Source organism: Streptomyces sp. NPDC048419, assembly GCF_043200415.1.
GTDB lineage: Bacteria > Actinomycetota > Actinomycetes > Streptomycetales > Streptomycetaceae > Streptomyces.
This window is the reverse complement of record NZ_JBICXT010000038.1, coordinates 24097-42741: the sequence shown is the minus strand read 5'-3', so window position 1 is coordinate 42741 and position 18645 is coordinate 24097. Positions and strand designations below refer to the sequence as shown.

The window sequence follows — 18645 nt, the reverse complement described above, 5'->3', positions numbered from 1 at the left end:
TGCGGTGCACGGCGCACTCGGCAACAACGATCAGGCCCCGGTCCCGAGCTGCTCGGTAGTCCGTCACCCGCTGGGCGACGGTCATGATCCATCCAGTCGGCGCAGGTCCTGCTCGTCCCACTTCCGGGTGTCGCGCGGTTCGGTGTAGGGCTCCTTGTGCGGCGGCAGTCCGCCGGTGATCGCTCGCTGCCGGACGGTCTCGGCGTCGAATTCCAGGCCCAGAAGGATCGCCAGATTGCTGATCCACAGCCAGATGAGGAAGACGATGACGCCGGCCATGGTGCCGTAGGTCTTGTTGTACGAGGCGAAGTTGGCGACGTAGAACGCGAAGGCGGCGGAGGCGATCAGCCAGATCACCAGGGCGAGGAAGCTGCCCGGGGTGATCCACCGAAACCCCTTCACCCGGGCGTTGGGGGTGGCCCAGTACAGAAGGGCGATCATGATCGTGACCAGGATCGCCAGGACGGGCCACTTGGCGATCGACCACACCGTCAGGGCGGTGTCGCCGATTCCGAGCGTCTTGCCGGCCTGGCGGGCCAGGGTGCCGGTGAAGACGACGATCAGGGCGCTGATGACGGCGAGGACCATCAGGACGGCCGTCAGTCCGACCCGCACGGGCAGGATCTTCCACGCCGGGCGGCCCTCGGGCATGTCGTAGACCTGGTTGGCGGCGCGGATGAAGGCGGCGACGTATCCGGAGGCCGACCACAGCGCCAAGACGATGCCGACGATGGCCATGACCGAGCCGACGCCGGCGTTGTGCTGCAGCTGTGTGACGGCCCGGGTGATGATGTCGCGCGCGGAGCCGGGGGTGAACTGCTGGAGATTCTTCAGCACCGAGTCCGTGGCGGACTTGCCGGCCAGGCCGAGCAGGGACACCAGGACCAGCAGGGCCGGGAAGAGTGACAGCAGGCCGTAGTACGTCAGTGCGGCGGCCCGGTCGGTCAGCTCGTCGTCCTTGAACTCGCGCAGGCTGCCCTTGAGTACTGCCCCCCAGGCCGTCTTGGGCAGCTGCGCCGGGGTGTCCGGGGCACGCTCCTCGACCGCGGGGCCGGGGCCCACTTCCTCGGGCGGCGGGGCCTCACGCTGGGGGGCCTCGTCGCTGCCACGGTGTTCTTTTCGCCCCGGAAGATGCAGTTTCATGCCTGACGAGTGCCCACACGCATCGAGTCAATCAGGACATCGAAGCCTGCTCGCGCGATCGTTCAGTGTTCGAGGCGGTGGCGAGTTCGGCCGAGATTTCGGCCGAGATGCGGACGGCATGGTCCAGGCTCATGTCGACCCAGGAGATGAGGAGGTCCTGGGGACGGGCCAGGTCCAGCGACGCGGTGACGGGGGCGGAGGGGCCGGCCGCGCTCGTCGTCGGGCGAGTAGACGATTACCGGGTGCACGCGGACACGGTGGAAGACGTTCCTGGCTGTGCGGCGGGTGCGGGGCGGTCGGCGCGCGTTTCCGGCGGTCGACTTCCCCCCGGACGTTTCACGCTGCGCCGGGGGCGTCGCGCGTTCTGCCCGACCGCACCGTCACGGTGGTGGGCCTTTGCATTCTCAAGAGCATGGAATGGGGCAGCGGAAGCACCCGAGAGGGCATGGAGTGTGTGATCTACCGAGAACAGACGGGTGAGGGCGAGCACATCGACTGCCGGCAGGCGGACGGGGGATGTGAAGTCACCCTGGACCGTCTGGGGATGCTGAAGCCGGATGAATTCGCCTGGATCCGCTTGTCCGAACCCGCACAGGAGGAGCTGCAGCGGCTGGGGGAGTACTTGAAACTGCATCCCCTGGCGATCGAGGACGCGGTCCACGCCCATCAGCGGCCCAAGCAGGAGCGCTACGGCGACGTGCTGGCGGTCGCCGTGAAGACGCTGTGGTTCATCGAGCAGAGCGCCGATGTGGAAACCGGCGAAGTGATGATCTTCCTCGGGCCGTCGTTCGCGCTGACCGTACGGCACGGCGCGATGGACCCCATCGCGGAGGCTGCCCAGCGGCTCGACCGGCAGCCCGACATGGCCCGGCTCGGGCCGGTCAGCGTCCTGCACGCGGTGACCGATGTGATCACCGACGCCTACACCCAGGCCGCGGCCCAGGTACGGACGGATTTGACCGACCTGGAGCGGTGCGTGTTCTCACCCGCCCGCGAGGACCGGACCGAGCAGATCTATTCCCTCAAACGGGAGGTGGTGGAGTTCCGCGACGCCGTGCAGCCGCTGGTCCCGGTCCTGCAGCCCTTCACCGCGGCGCGGGATGACTGGCCGCACCAAGTCGTGCCGTACTTCCGGGACGTCGCCGACCACCTCACCCGCACCGACACCGAAGTCCGCGCCCTGGATGATCTGCTCAGCTCCGTCCTGGACGCCCATCTGGCGAAGGTGGGCACCTGGCAGAACGACGACATGCGCCGCATCAGCGCCTGGGCGGCCATCTTCGCCATCCCCACCATGATCGCAGGGATCTACGGCATGAACTTCGACCACATGCCCGAACTCGACTGGCGCTACGGCTACCCGTGCGCGCTCGCGGCGATGGCCCTGGGGGCAGGACTGCTGTACCGGGCCTTCCGCCGCAATGGCTGGCTGTGAGCGGATGGCTTCGGCATAGGCCGTGGGAACCGGTGGCACCTGCACTGCATGCGTGTCAGGCGAGCAGCGGTGCAAAGGGCGCGCCAGGTGCGGGCCGCAGGGCAGGCGATCGGGCGGATGTGCACGGGTCCGGGCCGGGAGCGGGACATCGTCGTGCAGGCGGGCAAGGCGGCGCTGGCGTTCGTCGCGCCTTGGAGCCTCACCGGTGAAGTGGACTGTCGGCGCGTTCAACGCGATCACGTGGACCACGCCGAGGCCGTGGAGGCGTCACGTAATGCTGCCGAGATCGCGAGACACTAGGGCCGGCGGCCACCTCGCCCGAAATCTGGTGGTGCGGGGGTGGGTCGGCTCGTCGTCCGGTCGGTCACCCACAGAGCGATCTGTGTGCGTGAGCGCAGGCCCAGCTTGTCTCGGACCTTGTCCAGGTGTGAGGCGACCGTGTGAAGCGAGAGGTCCAGCTTCTCGGCGATCTGGCGATTGGTCAGTCCTTCGGAGACGAGGTCGGCCACCGTGAACTCCCTGCCGGTGAGTGGGAACTGCTTACCGGCGACCGCGCTGCCGGCATCATCGCCTGCCAGGCGGTCGTTGCTCTCCCGCAGGGCGTAGGCGACGAGTTTGTCCCCTCGTAGTCGGCGGGCTCCGTTGACGGCAGCCTCTCGTGCGGCTACGGACAGCCGGATCCGTGCCCGCGCCGCCGTCTCCTCCACCCGGCGTCGCCACGGGGCCTCGGGCTCGGTGTCAAGGCGACGGCGCGCCTGGGCACTCGCCTCACACAGCCGCAGGGCGCGCTGCAATTCACCGCTCTCGGCCGCGACGATGGCCAGGCCCTCGACGGGGTACAGCGCGTGAAAGCTGGCTCCGGGGACGATTTTGAGCACCTCGGCGAACAGCTTCTCGGCGCCCTTCAGATCACCGAGTGCCAGTCGCACAGCGCCCGCTGTGTGCAGCGCGGCTGCCAGCTGGCGCCACGAAGCGTGTCGCCGAAGGTCCGGCAGGCAGCAGGACATCAGCACGTCCGCTTCCTGTTCGCTGCCCGCCTGGAGCAGGGCCCAGGCCAGGTGATGGGCGCACCAGGCGGTGTTGTGGGCGTTGCCCAGCACGGCGACGACGTCCAGGCTTTCGCGCAGATCCGCCACAGCCTCGGCGAACTCGCCGCGGCCCAGCCGTGCCGCGGCCCGCGCGTCCAGGGCGTTGGCAAGGCCCGTCGGGCTCTTGCGCGTGCGCTCGACCTCCACGGCTCGTTCACCGAGATCCAGGGCTTGCGTCAGTTCCCCCTGCTGGCAGGCCACGCGTGCGGCGAGTGCCGGGACCGAGCCGCCCAGCGCCTGGCCGGCAGGATCGTCCAAAAGCCGGGCCAGCAGCGTACGGGCGGCGGACGGCTGCTCCTGCTGGTACTGCACCCGGGCGAGTTCGAGCGCCGGCCTGGCGTGCAAGGCGCCGTAGTGCTCCGTGCACTCGGCCAAAGCCGCAGCGAGGTTGTCCCGCTCAGCGGCGAGTGAACCGCCGGCCTGGTCGGCGAACGCCTCGCCGCCGACGCGTTCCGCCAGCGCGTTCAGCCAGTGCAGGACCCGCTGCCGAGTGGCGTGCAGTTCGCCGGAGGCGGTCAGTCGTTCCAGGGCGTAGGCGCGGATGGCGGCGAGCTGCCGGAACCGTACAGGTGTTGCGCCCCCCGAAACGCGCACGATCAGGGACTTGGTCTCAAGGGCACACAGCACGCGAAGGATCTGCCGCGCCGTGATGCCACCGCCGGCGCACACCGCCTCGGCGGTAGCCCTGTCGAACCCGCCGACGAGAACCGAAAGACGCCGGAACACCTGCCGTTCCACCGGATCGAGCATCCGGTGGCTCCAGTCGATCGCGGCGGCCAGCTCACGGTGGCGGTAAGGCCCGGTCCTGTTGCCGTCGGCCAGCAGGGACAACTGGTCGTCCAATCCCGTCAGGATGTCGCTCAGCGGAAGCGTCCCGACCCGGCGTGCCGCCAGTTCGACAGCGAGGGTGAGACCGTCGAGGCTGCGACAGATCTCGGCGACGGTCCGGCCGTTGCGGCGGTCGAGTCGGAAACCGGGTGCGCAGGCAGACGCCCGGTCCACAAACAGCCTTACCGCGTCGGCCTGCAGCAGTGAGGCCGGATCGTCGTTACCGCAGGGCGCAGGCAGCGACAACTCCGACACCCGGAAGACGACCTCTCCCGGTACGCGCAGAGCCTCCCGGCTCGTGGCCAGGATCCGCAGCTCGGGACAGCGGCTCAGCAGGGCCGCTGCCAGGTGGGCGCAAGGGTCGACCAGATGCTCGCAGTTGTCCAGGATGAGCAGCCGGGAGGTGTCGCCGATCGCGTGGGCCACCACGTCGATGGCGGTCCGTCCCGCCGACTCACCCACGGCCAGCTCAGCGGCCACGAACTGCGCCACAAGGGCGCCGTCGTGCAGCGACTCGAGTTCCACCACGTCGACTCGACCGGCGTCGCTCGGTAGCCTCCTGGCCAGCTCCAGCGCCAGGCGCGTCTTGCCGACACCGCCGGTGCCGGTCAGGGTGAGCAGCCGCGACGACCTCAGCAGGGTGCGCAGCCGCCTCAGCTCCTGCCGACGGCCCACGAAGGAGTCGAGCGAGAGGGGCAGGGGCAGACAGTGTCTGTGACCCGTGGTGGCCGGGGTCGGGGCGCTCGAAACGGTTGGGGCGGTGGCCTGATCCGGATCGGTGAACGGGCCAGTGGACGCGGCCGGCTCCTCCGCGCGGGCGCCCTGGCGGGCTGCTCGTCGCCGGAACGCCCGTTGCCGGCACTTGTTGGAGCAGTAGCGCGCCGGCCGCCCGGCCGGTCTTCTCGCCAAGGCCGCACCGCATAACTCACAGGTTCGACTCGGGTTCATTCCCGATTCCTGGCCGCGAAGTTCCCGAGGAAAACCGCCGTCTTCAGCGCCGGTGCAGCTGCGCATACCAGAACGCGGTAGCCGGGGCGGCAAGCCAAGGCTCAACCGTCCGCCCCGGTCGCCGCTCACCTTGGTGTCAGGGCGTGGTGGCGGGATGGATGCCGAGCACGACCGTCCCCGTGACTCCCTTGCTGAGGTCGCCGTCCACCTGGGCCAAGGTCAGCAGGGTGGAGGATCCGCCCCGCTGGTAGATGCCGTCCCGGGCGTTGAGCGTGCGCGCGGTCGTGTTCGTTCGGTAGGGGGCGAGTGCGGCGACCTTGCTGTTGTACGTCTCCGGGAAGTAGAGCTGGCCGGTGTGGGACACGTGGCCGCCGTGGTACTTCCCGCCGGACACGGTGCCGCCGGCGTGTGTCTTGACATGGATATGGAGGGCACGGCCCACGTACCAGCCGGGGTAAAGGGTGGTGAACGTGGCGATCCCCGTGGCGTCGCTGAGCTGCACACCGCGCAGGAACGTCGTGTCCGAGGTGGAGCCGCCGGCCGCATACCCGGAGTAGACCCCCAGGGCATCGCAGTGCCAGATGTCGACTGCCGTGTTGGGAAGAGGAGCGCAGGTCGTGGCGTCGACCACTGTCACGCGGAGGGTCAGCGGCACACCGGGTTTGCCCTCGGTGATGTCCTTACGGACGGTCTCCAGGTCCAGGTAGAAGGGACCCTCCGTCTGTTCGGGGGTGAGGACGCAGGTGGCGGCCTGGGTGGGGGAGCCGGTGCTCCGGCCTGCCTCCGCCCTCGGCTGCGCGTGCGCGGAACCCGCGAGACCCACGGTGGCCAGGCCAAGGGTTGCGCCGCCGAGGCGCGTGATCACGGATCTGCGGGTGGCCCCGGCGCGATCCTCGGCGGGCTCGGAACCGTCCGCGGAACCAACTGAGTTGGGGTGGGGGGTGTCTGTCATGCTCTGACCATGGCCGCCGCAGAGGCTTGCCACATCCCTCACCTGACCGGCGATCTGAGGGCGTTACGAAACCTCGGACGGGTCATGCCCCCGATTCCCGCGGTCACCATGCGCAACGCACCCAGGCCGACCGTCGAGCCGGTGCTCCCACAGCGCGCGCAGGTCAGCGCGCCGGCCTTGCAGTCACGAGCGCGCTTTGGCGCGAGCTGGCGCACGGGTTCCCTGCGGGCGGCGCGCCAGCTGTGTTGGGCCGTCGGTACTCGGCCGGTGACCGCGATCCCTGCCTTCGGGGACGCCGCCTCACCGCTGGGGGGTGCAGTCGTAGAGGAAGAAGCTGCCGTCGGTGCGGCGGGCGTAGGCGGTGGGCCGGATGCGGGTGCAGTGCGACTTCACCCACGTGGTGGCGGGAGTGGTGGGGCGCTGGGTGGTGAGGAGCGCATAGCGCAGCTGGTGGGTGGCGACAAGGCTGCCCATCTGCTGGGCGCTGGGGAAGGGCGTGCTCCCGGTGAAGCCGCCCATGACGAGGATGGGTTCGGACTTCGCGCGCAGCAAGGGCTCGGCGGTGTAGGCGGCCTGGGTTGCGAGCAGGTACCTCTCGCCGTGGCGGTGCGCCGTGAGGTAGTCGAGCAGCGCGGTGTCACGGGTGTTAGGCCGGTCGAGCCCTCTCCGTAGTGGAGCGTGGCGGGGGTGCTCGTAGTACGACTTGCCGACCGGACCGGCCATCGGCGAGGTGGCGGCGCCCGCGTAGAGCGGGTTGAGGCCGGAGAGGGCCCAACCGGCCGGTACGACCAGGGTGGCCGCCATCCCGGCGGCGAGGGCGGTGTGGATCATCCGCGGGGAGGTGCGTGGTCCGCGGCTCCACAGGCCCACGACGCCGCACAGCGCGAGCATCACGGCGATCGGCAGTAGCCAGGAGACGAATCGGGTCGGCCAGTCGAGCACCAACGACCAGAGGGCCGTGAGCACGATCGCGGCCGGCAGCGCCAGGTGCCGCCGGCCGGCCGCCTCAGGCTCCGCCTCCGGTTCGTACTTCGCCTCCAGTTTCGGATCGTGCTTCGCCTCGTACTCCGATCGGAAGAGCGCGAGGCCGCCGCCGGCCAGCGCGGCGAGCGCCGGGGCGATGACGGCCGTGTAGTAGGCGTGGTTGCCGTTGGAGGCGCTGAACACCAGGGTGTGCACGGCCAGCCAGCCACCCCACATCACAAATCCCGTGCGCAGCGGGTCGGTTCGCGGTTGCCCGGCGCGCCACATGATGCCCAGGACTGTGGCGAGCACGGCGAGCGGCAGGAACCAGGCGACCTGCGGGCCGACCGTGTGGTTGATGAGCATGTCCCAGCCGGTGTTGCCGGTGGTGCGGCTGGCGGCGGTGCCCGCGACGGCGCCGAATGCGGTGGTGTCGCTGCTGAAGCGGCTGAGGCCGTTGTAGCCGAAGACCAGGGTGAACGGATCGTTGTTGGACGTGCCGTCGAGGTAGGGGCGGCTCCCGGCCGGTGTCACCCAGGCGATCAGCGCCCAGGAGCAGGAGACCGCCAGGGAGACCGCTCCGGCCAGCAGGACGCGCATGGCCCGCTTCAACCGGGTTCCGGGGGCGGCCAGTTGGTAGACCGCGGCGAAGACCGGTAGCACCAGCCACGCCTGCAGCATCTTCGCCTGGAAGGCCAGGCCGACCCAGACCCCGCAGGTGACAAGTGGCAGCAGCCGCTCGGTGCGCACCGCCTTCTGCAGTGCGCCGGCGGCCGCGACCAGGAGCAGGGTGAGCGCGGTGTCCGGGATGGTGGCCCGGTTGAGCGCTACGGTCACCGGGGTGAGGGTGAGCGTCAGCGCGGCGATCAGTGCGGCGAACGGACCGGCCCAGCCCCGCACGATCCGGTGCAACAGCCATACGGTGAGCACGCCCTCGACGACTTGCGGAAGCGCGGCTGCCCAGGTGTGCGGGCCGAAGAGCCAGACGGAGACGGCGTCGGGCCAGAAGGCACCGGGAAGCTTGTCGATGCTGATCGACCCGCTCGCGTCGAGCCCGCCGAAGAAGAAGGCGCGCCAACTCTCCGCCATCGACCGTATCGCGGCGCCGTAGAAGGGGTGGAGCGCGGCGTGCCCGATGCCCCAGGCGTACAGCACCGTGGCGAGGACCAGCACTGCGGCGAGCGCCGGGCGCTCCCAGCGCGGGGCGTCTTCCGGCAGGCCGGGGCTGCGGCCTGCCGTCCGGCGGCCTCGGTGCGCTCGGGTGGGCCGGGCGGCGGGGATGGCGGTCATGGCGGTGGTCCTCGGATCAGCAGGTCAGGTGAGGCGGCGATGCACGGGCGGGGGGATCACAGGCGGCGGGCCGCGCGGAGGCCGCGGGCGTAGAAGTCGGTGCCGTCCAGCAGCGAGTGGCCGGACATGTCGCCCATGGTCGGGCCGTTGGCTGCGGAGCGGCTGGAGTAGAAGCGGTGTCGGCCCTGGTCGTCGAGGCCCATGTACATGCCGCAGTGGTCGATGAAGTCCGGCCGGTCCTTGATGATGGCAAAGAAGACCAGGTCGCCGGGTTGCAGGACGCTCAGGTCGGTGGCCTGCTGCTTGCCGGTGTGGGGGATGACCAGGCGGCCGGGGCCGTCGGCGGCGATGGCGTACGCGCGGCGCGGCAGGCCGGCACCCTTGGTGTTGGTGTTGTGCAGAGGAATGCCCATCCGGTAGCCCCACACCAGCCGTTGGAAGCCGGAACAGTCGGCGTCGCCGTAGCGGTCCTTGTCCGGTTGCACGCGCGTGCCGTCCGGGAAGGTCCAAGGCAGGCCCAGATAGTCGTAGAAGTCGGACTTCTCGTCATGGAAGGCGAAGTCCAGCGGGTTGTTGACCTCGGCGTTGCGCGGGCCGAAGTGCGCGGTGCCGGCGTAGCGCACGCCGGCACCGTTGTGCTTGTCGGGCGCTCCCGCGCTGCTGTACTGGAACGCGACCGCGAGGACGTCCGGACTGGTGTCGGCCAGCGTCTTGTGGAACCAGGTCTTGAACGAGGCGGACTTCTCCATGCCCCGCTGCCATTCGTGCTTCAGCACGCGCACCCAGGCGTCCGTGGTCACCTTGGCCTCGGTGGTCCGCGGCTCGCTGAAGCTGCGGGAAGGCCCGGTGAGGACGGCCGTACGGGCTCCGTCGGTGAAAGTGGCGAGCGTGCCGCCGTCGGCGGCGCGGACCACGGTGCGGGCGGGGGCGGACAGGCGCTCGAAGGTGTGGGCCCCGGTGGCCTGGGCGCTCGGGCCGGTGCCCGTTCCGTCGGCGACCGTACCGTTGCCGTCGTCGCTGCTGTGCCGGTGGTGGTCCCAGGCGTACCCGCCCGCCACCCCGGCGGCCGCGACGCCCGCGATCGTCCCGAGCACGGCGCGGCGCGTCGGGCGGCTGCCTCTGCCGGCAGGTTGGGAGTGCATGGCTGATCCTCCTGGACGTGTGAGGTGAGGGGGCGGTGGGCGGGTCAGGCGGTGGGCAGGGCGCCCAGCAACAGACCGGAGACCAGCACCACGTACGTGGCCAGCGTCACCGCCGTGGTCGAGATGACGGTGGCGGCCAGCGGCTGCCGGACCATCTGGTAGGAGACCAGGCCCGGGACGATGAAGCCCAGGGTCTGGGACGTGTAGAGCAGCGGAAACTCGTGGCTGAGGGCGAGCATCACGGTGGTCTGCATCACCACCGCGCACAGCACCACGGCGGCGAACAGCCGCTTGCCGTAGAGAATCACGGTGCGCTGCAACAGCTTGGTCATGAAGTACGAGAGCGCGGCCACGCCGACCATCAGCCCGGCCATCCGCACGTCGGTGACGAGCGTGAGGGCGATCCAGCCCGGGGTGATCATGCCCCCGGGCGAGAGGTTGGTGGTCAGATAGCAGACGAGCGAGAAGACCAGCCCGAGGGCGATCCCGAGTGCGGCGGTCTGTGCGGTGAGGTTGGCGGGGATCACTGGTTCCTCGTGGACTGGGGCGGATCGTAGGAGTGGTGCCGGTCGGGGGAGTGGCGCGGGTCGTCCGCGGTGCTCTGGTCGTCGGAGTGGCCATGGCGGGCGGCGAACCGGCGGGCGAGGTCGCGCTGTTCGGGGATGCGGAAGGCGTACGTCGGTGTCTCCAGCGGTGCCACCCAGCTGTACGGCTCAGGCTCGGGCGGCCGGGCCACCGAGACTCGCGGCAGCCGGGGTATGGCGATCTGCATGGTCTCCTGGTCCAGGCCGTCGCCGTCGGGAACGGCGTCGAGCAGGTCCTCGGATTCGTCCAGGGGCAGCTCGGCGAGGCATTCCAGAAACAGCTCGCCCTGACCGTGGATGTTGCCGATCGCCACCAGCGAGGAGCTCGGGCCGAGTTCCGCGAGGATCGACGCGGTCAGCTCCTCGGGGTCCCGGCGGTCGCCGCCGAGGTCGACCACTCGCCCGGTGAAGCCGGCGGGAATCGCATCGCGGGCGCTTTTGGTGGGATGACCGATCAGGAACACCGTCTCGGCGGCGAGGTCGGGGACGATGGCGCCCATCTGGCCGTTGCGCTCCACCCGGTCCGGGCGGCAGTTGATGACCACGTTGATCGGCCGTCTGATCGCGCCCAGGTCCTCCAGCTGCTTCACGTTCATCAGCGTCGACTCGGGATCGTTGGCCGCGAAGACGTTGGCGAACCGCAGCTTCTTGCCCTCGGGGGTGACGTAGCGCTCCACCGACAGCACCCCGGGGTCGGGCGGCGCGTCCCACATGCCCTGCATCGCGGTCTGCCGTTCCACGCCGAGCAGTTCGGCGACGGCGAGCGCGATCGCCACGTTCTCCTTGAAGGTGAACCAGCTGAAGCCGCGCAGTTCGGCGTCGGTCACCGACTCCGGATCGACGGAGATCAGACGGCAGTTCCGCTTGTCGGCCTCCTCCTGGAGGATGTGCAGCCGCTCCTTCTCCGCCGTCACGCACACCCCGCCCACCGGCATCGAGCGGGAGAGCGAGCGGGCGACGTCGTCCAACGTGGGCCCCATCTCCTCCAGATGGTCCTCGCGGACATTGCACAGGACGCCGATCGTGGAACGGATCAGCTTCTCCTGATTGGTCTCCTGCAGTGCGGGCATCACCGCCATGCATTCGATGACCAGCGCGTCCGGCCGGTAGGTCGCAGCCCGCCGTACGATGCCGATCTGCTCGACGATGTTGGAGATGCCGAACTTGCGGTACACCGGTTCCTCGGTGGCATCCGGGTGGATGAACCGGGCCGCGGTGCCGGTGGTCTTGGCCACCGTGACCAGGCCGCCGCCGCGCAGCGCGCCGGCGCACAGCCGGGTGATCGAGCTCTTGCCGCGGATGCCGTTGACCAGCACCCGCGTCGGTATCTGCTCCAGCGAGGCGAAGTGCCGCTGCTGCTCCACGATTCCGGCGATCCACAGCCCGGCGCAGCACAGCAGGACGATGACATAGAGGAAGAGCACGTCTATTCCGTCCTTCTACCGCTGGAGGGTGTTCTCACGCAGGGACCGGGAGGCCCCGGCGGCGTGACCGGATCTGGCCGCCCGGTCGCGTTCCGCCAGGGCCTGGCGGATCAGCTCCAGGCTGCGGGTGACCGAGCCGATCTCGTCATGGTTGACCGGATGCAGCACGGTACGGCGGTCCCCGCCGGCGAGCCGTTCGACGAGTACGGCGACGGCGCGCAGCGGGCGGATCACCACGACGTGCAGCCAGCCCAGGCAGGCCGCGCCGACGGCGAGGCCCAGGATGCCGGCGAGCATGGTGCGCTGTTCGGCCTGCACCGCGGGGATCTGGAGCGCTGCCGCGGGCTCCGCGGTCACCACGTGCCAGCCGAGGCGGGCCGTCGGTCCGCTCTGCGCCAGCGGCGCGGCGGCGTCGACCGAGGGGCCGGACGAGGTGAGGTGCACCGCTGAGGTCGCGGTGCCCGGAGTCCCCGGGGCGCTTTGGGTGGAGCGGGCGAGACGGGACAGGCCGGAGTCGGGCAGTGACTGGAAGGCGCGGTAGCCCACGCTTGCCGCCAGCACCTTCTCGTGGCCGTCCGTCACCCAGACGCTGCCCAGCTTCGGCCTGGGCAGGATGGAGTTGAGCGCCTTCACGTCGATCTCGCCGAACAGGACCAGACCGGCCGCCTTGGCCTTGCCCTTGGCGGCTTGGACCTGGGCGTAGGCGGCGATCGCCGGGATCCGGCCCGAGGTGTTGACGGTGGTGATACCGCCGCCGCCGGGCACGTGGACGAGGGTGCGCAGCGGTGTGCCGCCCACCCGCAGCGTGATGCCGCCCGAGCGGTCAAGGAGATACAGCGAGCGGTACTGCTTGTGGTCGGCGAGGCAGCGCCGCAGCACCTCGGTCTGGGCAGCCCGGCTCCCGCCCGGCAGGCTTGCGGCCGCGGCGCTCAGGTCGGTGTACGACTGGTCGAGGGACTGCCGGATCCGGCCCGTCGCGATCTCGGTGCGCGCCTGCTGGTCGGCGCGGACCGCAGCCGGAACCGCGGTCACGGTGTCCGCCCGGTTCAGCAGGAAGACCATCGGCGCCGCCCAGCAGCCCACCACCACCACGCCGATCACGGCCAGCGCCCGGTATCCCGGTCCACGCCGGGCCGGGAACTCCTGCGGGCCGCTCTCGCCGAGCAGTTGCCGGCGCAGTGAGTCCAGTGCCCGCCCGATCCGGGCCAGTTCCCCGAAGCCATGCACCGGAACCGGCCGGGACAGCTCCGCCGACGCGGTCGGCCAGTCCTGGCTCGCCCCCCGGGCCAGGCGGCCGGCGGACAGGTACAGCCGCAGCAGTGGGCGCTGCACGGAGAAGTGCAGTGCCAGCCCGAGCAGCAGCGCGAGCCCGGCCAGCGCCCCGGCGGCCTCGAGCGCGAAGCGCGAGTAATCGGCGGCGGCGGTCCTGGCGGGCGCCGCGTGGGAGGTGAGGACCACCAGACCGAGGTCGTCGGTGTCGCCCGGACCGGTCGCCGAGGCGACCTGGGCCCAGCCGGCCACGGCGCGCCGGCTGCTGGTGGCGGCGCCCAGCAGGCTTCCGGAGGCGTCGGTGTCACTTCCGGATCCGTGCGCCGCGCGGGTCGCCGCCGCGGGCAGACCACCGGCGCCGGCGGCCGGTTGTGCCGTGCCGTGGACCGCGGTGGCGAGCGCGGCGCCGCTCGGGTCCAGCACTTCGGCCCTGCGTCCGTCGCCGTACGCCGCGAGGGCCGGGAGCGCCTCGGTGACCACCAGCAGCCACTGCCGTTCGGCCCGGTCCGGGGCTTGGTACTGGTCCTGGTCGGGGTCCTCCTGCTGCGCGGGCAGGGTGACCCTGGCGAAGTACAGCAGTTGCGGCGTGCCGCCCGACGTCACCAGCCGGGGCGCAATCGTCCCGTGCCCGGCTGCCGTTGTGGCGTTCACTCCGGCCAGCGGCACTGTCCTGCCGCCGGTCGCCAGCAGCTTGCCGGTGTGCCGGTCGAGCAGCGCACCGCCGAGGACCGTCGTCCGGGCAGAGGTCAGCGCCTTGAGCGTGGTCGCGGGGGTCGAGGTGCTGGTCGCCGAGTACGCGTGCGCCGTACCGCGGACCGTGCGCGCCTCGGCGTCGATCGCGGTACGCAGCGACTGCGCGGTGTCCGCGGCGATCTGCTGCTCCCCGTTCAGAACGGCCTGCGGGATGGGCGCGGCGCGGACGCCGTCGATACCGATCACGGTCAGGAAGGCGACAACCAGGAGGAGTACGACAAGTGAGGCTATAGGCGGGCGCACCCCGCCAAGCATCGGCATATCGGCGCGGCGACGGTTGCGGTGTCGGCGCGGCGCCCGGGGTGCGGAGGGCAGGGGAGCGGATCCTTCCTCAACTGGCGCCGAGCGCCCGAATGTTCGATGGAACGAACATCCTAGCCCCCGGCTGTCACATAAACATCACATGTTCGCCCCATGTGTCCTATGGGACAACGGCAGCCCTGCCCGGCGGCGCCTGCGGACCCGTGCCCCTCGGCACGCCGAAAGGCCGGGCCCGCGAACGGAACCGGCCCTTCAGGTCTCCTGGCAACTGTCCGGTCGGCTCGTCCGGTCAACGGACGAAAGAGATCTCCGGGTACTTGTCGGCGGGCCCGTCGAGCAGGGTGCTGTGCTTGTGACGCAGCTCCTGGTCGAAGAAGGCGGCGAGGTAGACGCGCTGGACCTGGACCGCCCGGTTCGGGTCGATCGTGCCGTACTGCTGCTGGAGTTGAGCCTTCGAGAGCCCGAGCAGGCCCGCCTCCTGCGGCACCATCCACTCCTGATCGCTGAACGACAGGTGCGCCGCGCCATGCAGCTGGACGTCGACCCGGTATCCCTTCAGATGCGACCACAGCGTGCGCCACGAACCGTCGTTGTTGCGGTTGTGGGTGCCCGAGCTGAAGAGCATGAAGGGACGGTCCAGATCCTTGCTCGGCGCCGTCCCGAAGAACTGGCCGTCCAGGTTGGCACCGGCATCGATCCGCTTGTCGAGCTGCATGGCGGTGTCGACCGCCGCGCCGCCCAGCGACCAGCCGAACATCCCGATTCGGGACGTATCCACCGACTTCGCCAGTCCGGCGGGGAGCGTCGCGTGGCCGGCGTCCGGATTGCCGCCACTGCTGATCTTCCCGAGGGCGTTGATGACGAACTTGATGTCGGCCGCGCGCACCTTGAGCGTGTCGGAGGAGTGCGAGCCCGACGGCATCCTGTTGACCTCGAGCCGGTTGCCGGGGAACTGCACCTCGTTGGCGTCGTGGGTGTGGTCCACGGTGACGACGAGGTAGCCCCGGCTGGCGAGATCCTGGGCGAGCGCGGTGCCCATGGAGCGGTCCGAGTGCAGCCCGGTCGAGTACAGCAGGACGGGCAGCTTGCCCAGCGACGTCTTCACCGGGGCGAGGACATGGCCCGCGGTCCTCGGCAGCGTCACCTGCTGCGGCGACAGCCCGCGCGAGGCGAGGAAATGGGCCCCGGAGATCGACGGCTGCCACGGCGCTTGATAGTGCCCCGACGTGGAGGTGGCCGGGTACCAGAGCGACACCATGACCTCGCGCTTGCCGCCCACATACGGATCCGTACGCGACGAGTCGACGAGATGCAGGCCTACCATGCCCACGCTGTACGGCCCTGTCGGCGCGGGCATCTTGAGCTGCAGCGGGGACGCGGCCGTGCGGCTGGACGTCAACGCCTCAGGGCGTACTGACTTCTGGGTCTGCGGCCCCTCGTCGTTCTCGGGCGCCCAGTTCGCCTTCGGTTCGGGATCGTCGGGCGAGAACCCGGTGGCCGTAGGCGTTTTGGACGTATTCCCGGCGGCCATCGCCGGCGTCATCCCCACACCCAGCGTGACGGCCAGCGCACCCGCCGAACCGACCGCTCTGGCGATCACTCTGCTACGTGGGCGCGGGCGACGGTGCTTCATGGAACCCCCTTGTTGGTCAGCGATCGTAGAACGCGCGATCGACTGCCGCATACCGTAGCGCCACAGCGGCCGTACTCGTGCACCCGGGATGCCATCATGGCGACTTCACGTACGGCACGCGTGGGGCGGACGGCCGGTCTGCAGCCCGGCTGGAGATCTTTAAAGGTTCGCGTTACGTCGGGGCGCCAACGCGGTCCGCGCCAGATCGCGTAGCCAGACGTGTGCGGGGTCGGTGTCATAGCGCTGATGCCATGACAGGTAGACCGCGGCCGGCGGCAGTTCGAACGGCAGTGGGAGCAGGGTCAGACCGAGAACCGTGGCCGCGGAACGCGTCGTCGATTCGGGGGCGGTGACGAGGAGGTCGGAGCCGCGCACGAACTCGAACGCGGTCCCTTCGGTGGGCGCGGTCGCCACTACCCGTCGGGTGAGGCCGTGCCGCGCGAGAGCGTCGTCGAGGGCGTTGCCGAGCCTTCCGCGGCGCGAGACGGTGATGTGCTCGGCCGCGGCGTACCGCGCGGCGGTGACAGCCTTGACCCGGGTGAGCGGGTGCCCCTGCCGCACGACGATGACGTGGTGGGTCTCAGCCACCCGCTCGGCGCGAATGTCGGGTGCGGCCGGGCGGTTCGCGTTCGCCTCCAGGTCGATCTCGCCGCGACGCAGCTCGGGGGTGTCGATGCTCGATTCCGCGATGAAGCGCAAACGCACGCCCGGCGCCTGCTCGCGTACGGCCGCGAGAAGCGCGGGGCCACTGAGGGCGACGAGTGAATCGTGCCAGCGGAGTGTGAAGGTGCGCTCGAGTGTCGTGAGGTCGAGTTCGCGGCTCGGTGCCAGGACGCCCTGGACCTGCTGGAGCAGCTCGTGCACCTGTTCCCGGACGGCGATCGCGTACGGCGTCGGGGTCATCGTGCGCCCGGTACGCACCAGGATCTGATCCCCCGTCGTACGGCGGATCCGTCCGAGGCTTCGACTCATCGCGGGGGCTGTGACGTGCAGGCGCGCAGCAGCTCCGGCCACGCTGCCTTCCTCCAGGAGCGCATCGAACGCGGCGAGCAGGTTCAAATCCAATTGCATGAGACTCATCCTAGCCGTGCTTTACATGCACTTGCAGTTAACGATGGGCCCTCCTACCTTCGAGATGCGGGCACGAAAAGAAACACGGTTTTCGACTGGTCCGCCTCATCACCCCCTGCTCAGATGGGAGCACCGCCATGCCCGAGTCGATTCAGCCCACCGGAATTGCCGCGACCGCCGGCGTCGCGTCCGACGCCGACCTGCTCACGCAGACCGCGGACGCCGTGCGCGCGGCGGGTTCGGCGCTGCGGGAGCGGTTCGGCGACGTGGTCCGCCACCAGACCCGCGAAGAGCTGATGCGCGCGCTCGCCGCCAACGACGACGCGGCCCTCGACGTCCTGCGCCCCCGCCTCACCCTCCTGCGCCCGGACGCCCGCCTGGTGGATGACGAGCTCGCGGGCGGGGCCCTGCCCCCCGGCGAGTGGTGGGTCCTGGACCCGGCCGAGGGCAACGTCAACCACCTGCACGCCCTGCCGGAGTGGGCGGTGACCGCCACTCTCGTGCGCGACAACCAGCCGGTGCTCACCGTGGTTCACCTGCCGTTGACCGGCGAGACCTACACCGCGCTCGCCGGCGCCGGCGCCCACCTCGACGGCCGCCCGCTGCACGTGTCCCGGACCACGGACCTCGGCCTGAGCCTCGTGGCCACGAGCCAGGCCAGGCCGGACGAGGACGAGAAGGTCGTGCGGCGCATCGGCTCCTCGATCACCGCGATGCTCTTCGACGCGCTCGTGGTGCGGACATCCGTGCCCGCCACCCTGCACCTGCTGAACGTGGCCGCCGGCCGGATCGACGCCTTCTGGCAGTTCGCCGGGGCCCGCGCGGACCTGCTTCCCGGGGCGCTGCTCGTCGCCGAGGCCGGAGGGCGGATATCCGACGCCGAGGGCCGCCCCTGGACCCCGGAGAGCGAGAGCTTCCTGGCCGCCGGGCCCGGCGTGCACGCCGACGCCGTCACCGCTCTCTCCCGCTGACTCCCACGAGAACCACAAGCACCGGAAGGACCACATCAGCATGACCATGATCGCCGTTCTCGGAAACGGCCGCGTCGGCGGCAGCCTCGCTCTGGCCCTCACCCGGGCCGGGCACGAAGTGACCGTGGCGGACCGCTCACCAGGCTCTGCCGCCGACGCCGCCCGGACAGCGCAGATCGTCGTCAACGCCACCCCGGGCGCCGGCTCGCTGGAGCGGCTCATCGCGCTGCGCGAGGAACTGCGGGGCACGATTCTCGTAGACGTCTCCAACGCCACCGTCGACGGACCGGACGGACTGCCGGCCGAGCTGCTCTACCCCGGCTCGAGCCTCGCGGAGCAAGTTCAAGAAGCTCTCCCCGACACGCGCGTCGTCAAGACGCTCAACACGATGCTCTACACGGTGATGACCGCGCCCGCCGCGCTCACCCAGACACCGACCGCCTTCCTCTCCGGCAAGGACCCGGAGGCCAAGCGGGTCGTACGCGGGCTTCTCGCCGACCTCAGCTGGCAGCAGGAGTGGATCACGGACCTCGGCGGGATCGAGACCGCGCGGGCCGCCGAGGCCGCGATCCTGTTCGTACCCCACGTGATCCGATCCAGCGGATTCGCGCCCTTCGCAATCTCGATCGCCCGCTGAAAGCGAGAGGCAACTCTTCCTGAGGACGACCGCAAGGCGTGGCGAGCCGGAGTGCCCGAACGGCTTTCGTGGCGGGGGCGGCATTGCATCCGCTTCATCCGCATCCTCACCAGCGAGATGAGCCGGTCGAGGCTGTGTTCGTCAGCCATGATCGGGTGGCGATCAGATCATGCATGGTGCGGCTGACGTGTGTGTTCAAGTTGCACGATGGGACCGCCGAGCGGTTGGTGCGCGGCATCCAGCAGGCGGGTCG

At 70.3% G+C, this 18645-nt stretch carries 13 protein-coding genes; 3 read left to right on the top strand and 10 right to left on the bottom strand.

Annotated features, from left to right (window positions below; translation table 11 throughout):
- Positions 1-81: 81 nt before the first annotated feature.
- The gene (locus ACGFYN_RS42815; protein ID WP_393871431.1) at positions 82-1143 is read right to left on the bottom strand and encodes a YihY/virulence factor BrkB family protein; all 1062 of its coding nucleotides are present in this window, start codon (positions 1141-1143) and stop codon (positions 82-84) included.
- Between the two features lie 445 nt (positions 1144-1588).
- On the opposite strand from ACGFYN_RS42815, the gene ACGFYN_RS42810 reads away from it, so the two are divergent.
- The gene (locus ACGFYN_RS42810; protein WP_393871448.1) at positions 1589-2578 is read left to right on the top strand and encodes a magnesium and cobalt transport protein CorA; all 990 of its coding nucleotides are present in this window, start codon (positions 1589-1591) and stop codon (positions 2576-2578) included.
- Positions 2579-2874: 296 nt separating this feature from the next.
- Here the strand turns inward: ACGFYN_RS42810 and ACGFYN_RS42805 are convergent, their stop codons facing one another.
- From ACGFYN_RS42805 to ACGFYN_RS42765, 9 genes are all read right to left on the bottom strand, one after another.
- Positions 2875-5403 carry a LuxR C-terminal-related transcriptional regulator gene (locus tag ACGFYN_RS42805; RefSeq protein ID WP_393871430.1) on the bottom strand — a complete coding sequence of 843 codons (2529 nt, stop codon included), beginning with the start codon at positions 5401-5403 and terminating at the stop codon, positions 2875-2877.
- A gap of 175 nt (positions 5404-5578) precedes the next feature.
- A complete protein-coding gene (locus tag ACGFYN_RS42800) occupies positions 5579-6394 on the bottom strand; it encodes an intradiol ring-cleavage dioxygenase (protein ID WP_393871429.1) in 816 nt (271 codons plus the stop codon).
- 300 nt (positions 6395-6694) lie between these two features.
- Positions 6695-8647: an ArnT family glycosyltransferase gene (locus ACGFYN_RS42795; protein WP_393871428.1), complete on the bottom strand. Its 1953-nt coding sequence runs from the start codon at positions 8645-8647 to the stop codon at positions 6695-6697.
- A 56-nt stretch (positions 8648-8703) separates the two neighbouring features.
- Positions 8704-9789 carry an NlpC/P60 family protein gene (locus ACGFYN_RS42790; protein WP_393871427.1) on the bottom strand — a complete coding sequence of 362 codons (1086 nt, stop codon included), beginning with the start codon at positions 9787-9789 and terminating at the stop codon, positions 8704-8706.
- Between the two features lie 44 nt (positions 9790-9833).
- The gene (locus ACGFYN_RS42785; protein WP_393871426.1) at positions 9834-10316 is read right to left on the bottom strand and encodes a poly-gamma-glutamate biosynthesis protein PgsC/CapC; all 483 of its coding nucleotides are present in this window, start codon (positions 10314-10316) and stop codon (positions 9834-9836) included.
- Complete coding sequence (gene pgsB / locus ACGFYN_RS42780) at positions 10313-11797, bottom strand: poly-gamma-glutamate synthase PgsB (RefSeq protein ID WP_393871425.1); 1485 nt, start codon at positions 11795-11797, stop codon at positions 10313-10315. Before pgsB ends, ACGFYN_RS42785 begins: the two co-directional genes overlap by 4 nt.
- A 15-nt stretch (positions 11798-11812) precedes the next feature.
- Positions 11813-14062, bottom strand: coding sequence for a HAMP domain-containing protein (locus ACGFYN_RS42775; protein WP_393871424.1), 2250 nt, complete (start codon positions 14060-14062; stop codon positions 11813-11815).
- Between the two features lie 307 nt (positions 14063-14369).
- Positions 14370-15680: an alpha/beta hydrolase family protein gene (locus ACGFYN_RS42770; protein WP_393871423.1), complete on the bottom strand. Its 1311-nt coding sequence runs from the start codon at positions 15678-15680 to the stop codon at positions 14370-14372.
- Positions 15681-15872: 192 nt separating this feature from the next.
- Positions 15873-16784, bottom strand: coding sequence for a LysR family transcriptional regulator (locus ACGFYN_RS42765; RefSeq protein WP_393871422.1), 912 nt, complete (start codon positions 16782-16784; stop codon positions 15873-15875).
- A 137-nt stretch (positions 16785-16921) separates the two neighbouring features.
- On the opposite strand from ACGFYN_RS42765, the gene ACGFYN_RS42760 reads away from it, so the two are divergent.
- Positions 16922-17755 carry an inositol monophosphatase family protein gene (locus ACGFYN_RS42760; protein ID WP_393871421.1) on the top strand — a complete coding sequence of 278 codons (834 nt, stop codon included), beginning with the start codon at positions 16922-16924 and terminating at the stop codon, positions 17753-17755.
- Positions 17756-17795: 40 nt separating this feature from the next.
- Positions 17796-18392 (top strand): NADPH-dependent F420 reductase, encoded by a 597-nt coding sequence (locus ACGFYN_RS42755; RefSeq protein ID WP_393871420.1) that lies wholly within the window; start codon positions 17796-17798, stop codon positions 18390-18392.
- The last annotated feature ends 253 nt before the right edge of the window (positions 18393-18645 follow it).

Excerpts from the sequence above, each read along its gene's own strand:
- ACGFYN_RS42815 (WP_393871431.1), bottom strand. The coding sequence starts at position 1,143 with ATGAAACTGCATCTTCCGGGGCGAAAAGAACACCGTGGCAGCGACGAG.
- ACGFYN_RS42765 (WP_393871422.1), bottom strand. The coding sequence starts at position 16,784 with ATGCAATTGGATTTGAACCTGCTCGCCGCGTTCGATGCGCTCCTGGAG.
- ACGFYN_RS42755 (WP_393871420.1), top strand. The coding sequence starts at position 17,796 with ATGACCATGATCGCCGTTCTCGGAAACGGCCGCGTCGGCGGCAGCCTC.
- ACGFYN_RS42810 (WP_393871448.1), top strand. The coding sequence starts at position 1,589 with ATGGAGTGTGTGATCTACCGAGAACAGACGGGTGAGGGCGAGCACATC.
- ACGFYN_RS42760 (WP_393871421.1), top strand. The coding sequence starts at position 16,922 with ATGCCCGAGTCGATTCAGCCCACCGGAATTGCCGCGACCGCCGGCGTC.
- ACGFYN_RS42790 (WP_393871427.1), bottom strand. The coding sequence starts at position 9,789 with ATGCACTCCCAACCTGCCGGCAGAGGCAGCCGCCCGACGCGCCGCGCC.
- ACGFYN_RS42795 (WP_393871428.1), bottom strand. The coding sequence starts at position 8,647 with ATGACCGCCATCCCCGCCGCCCGGCCCACCCGAGCGCACCGAGGCCGC.
- ACGFYN_RS42800 (WP_393871429.1), bottom strand. The coding sequence starts at position 6,394 with ATGACAGACACCCCCCACCCCAACTCAGTTGGTTCCGCGGACGGTTCC.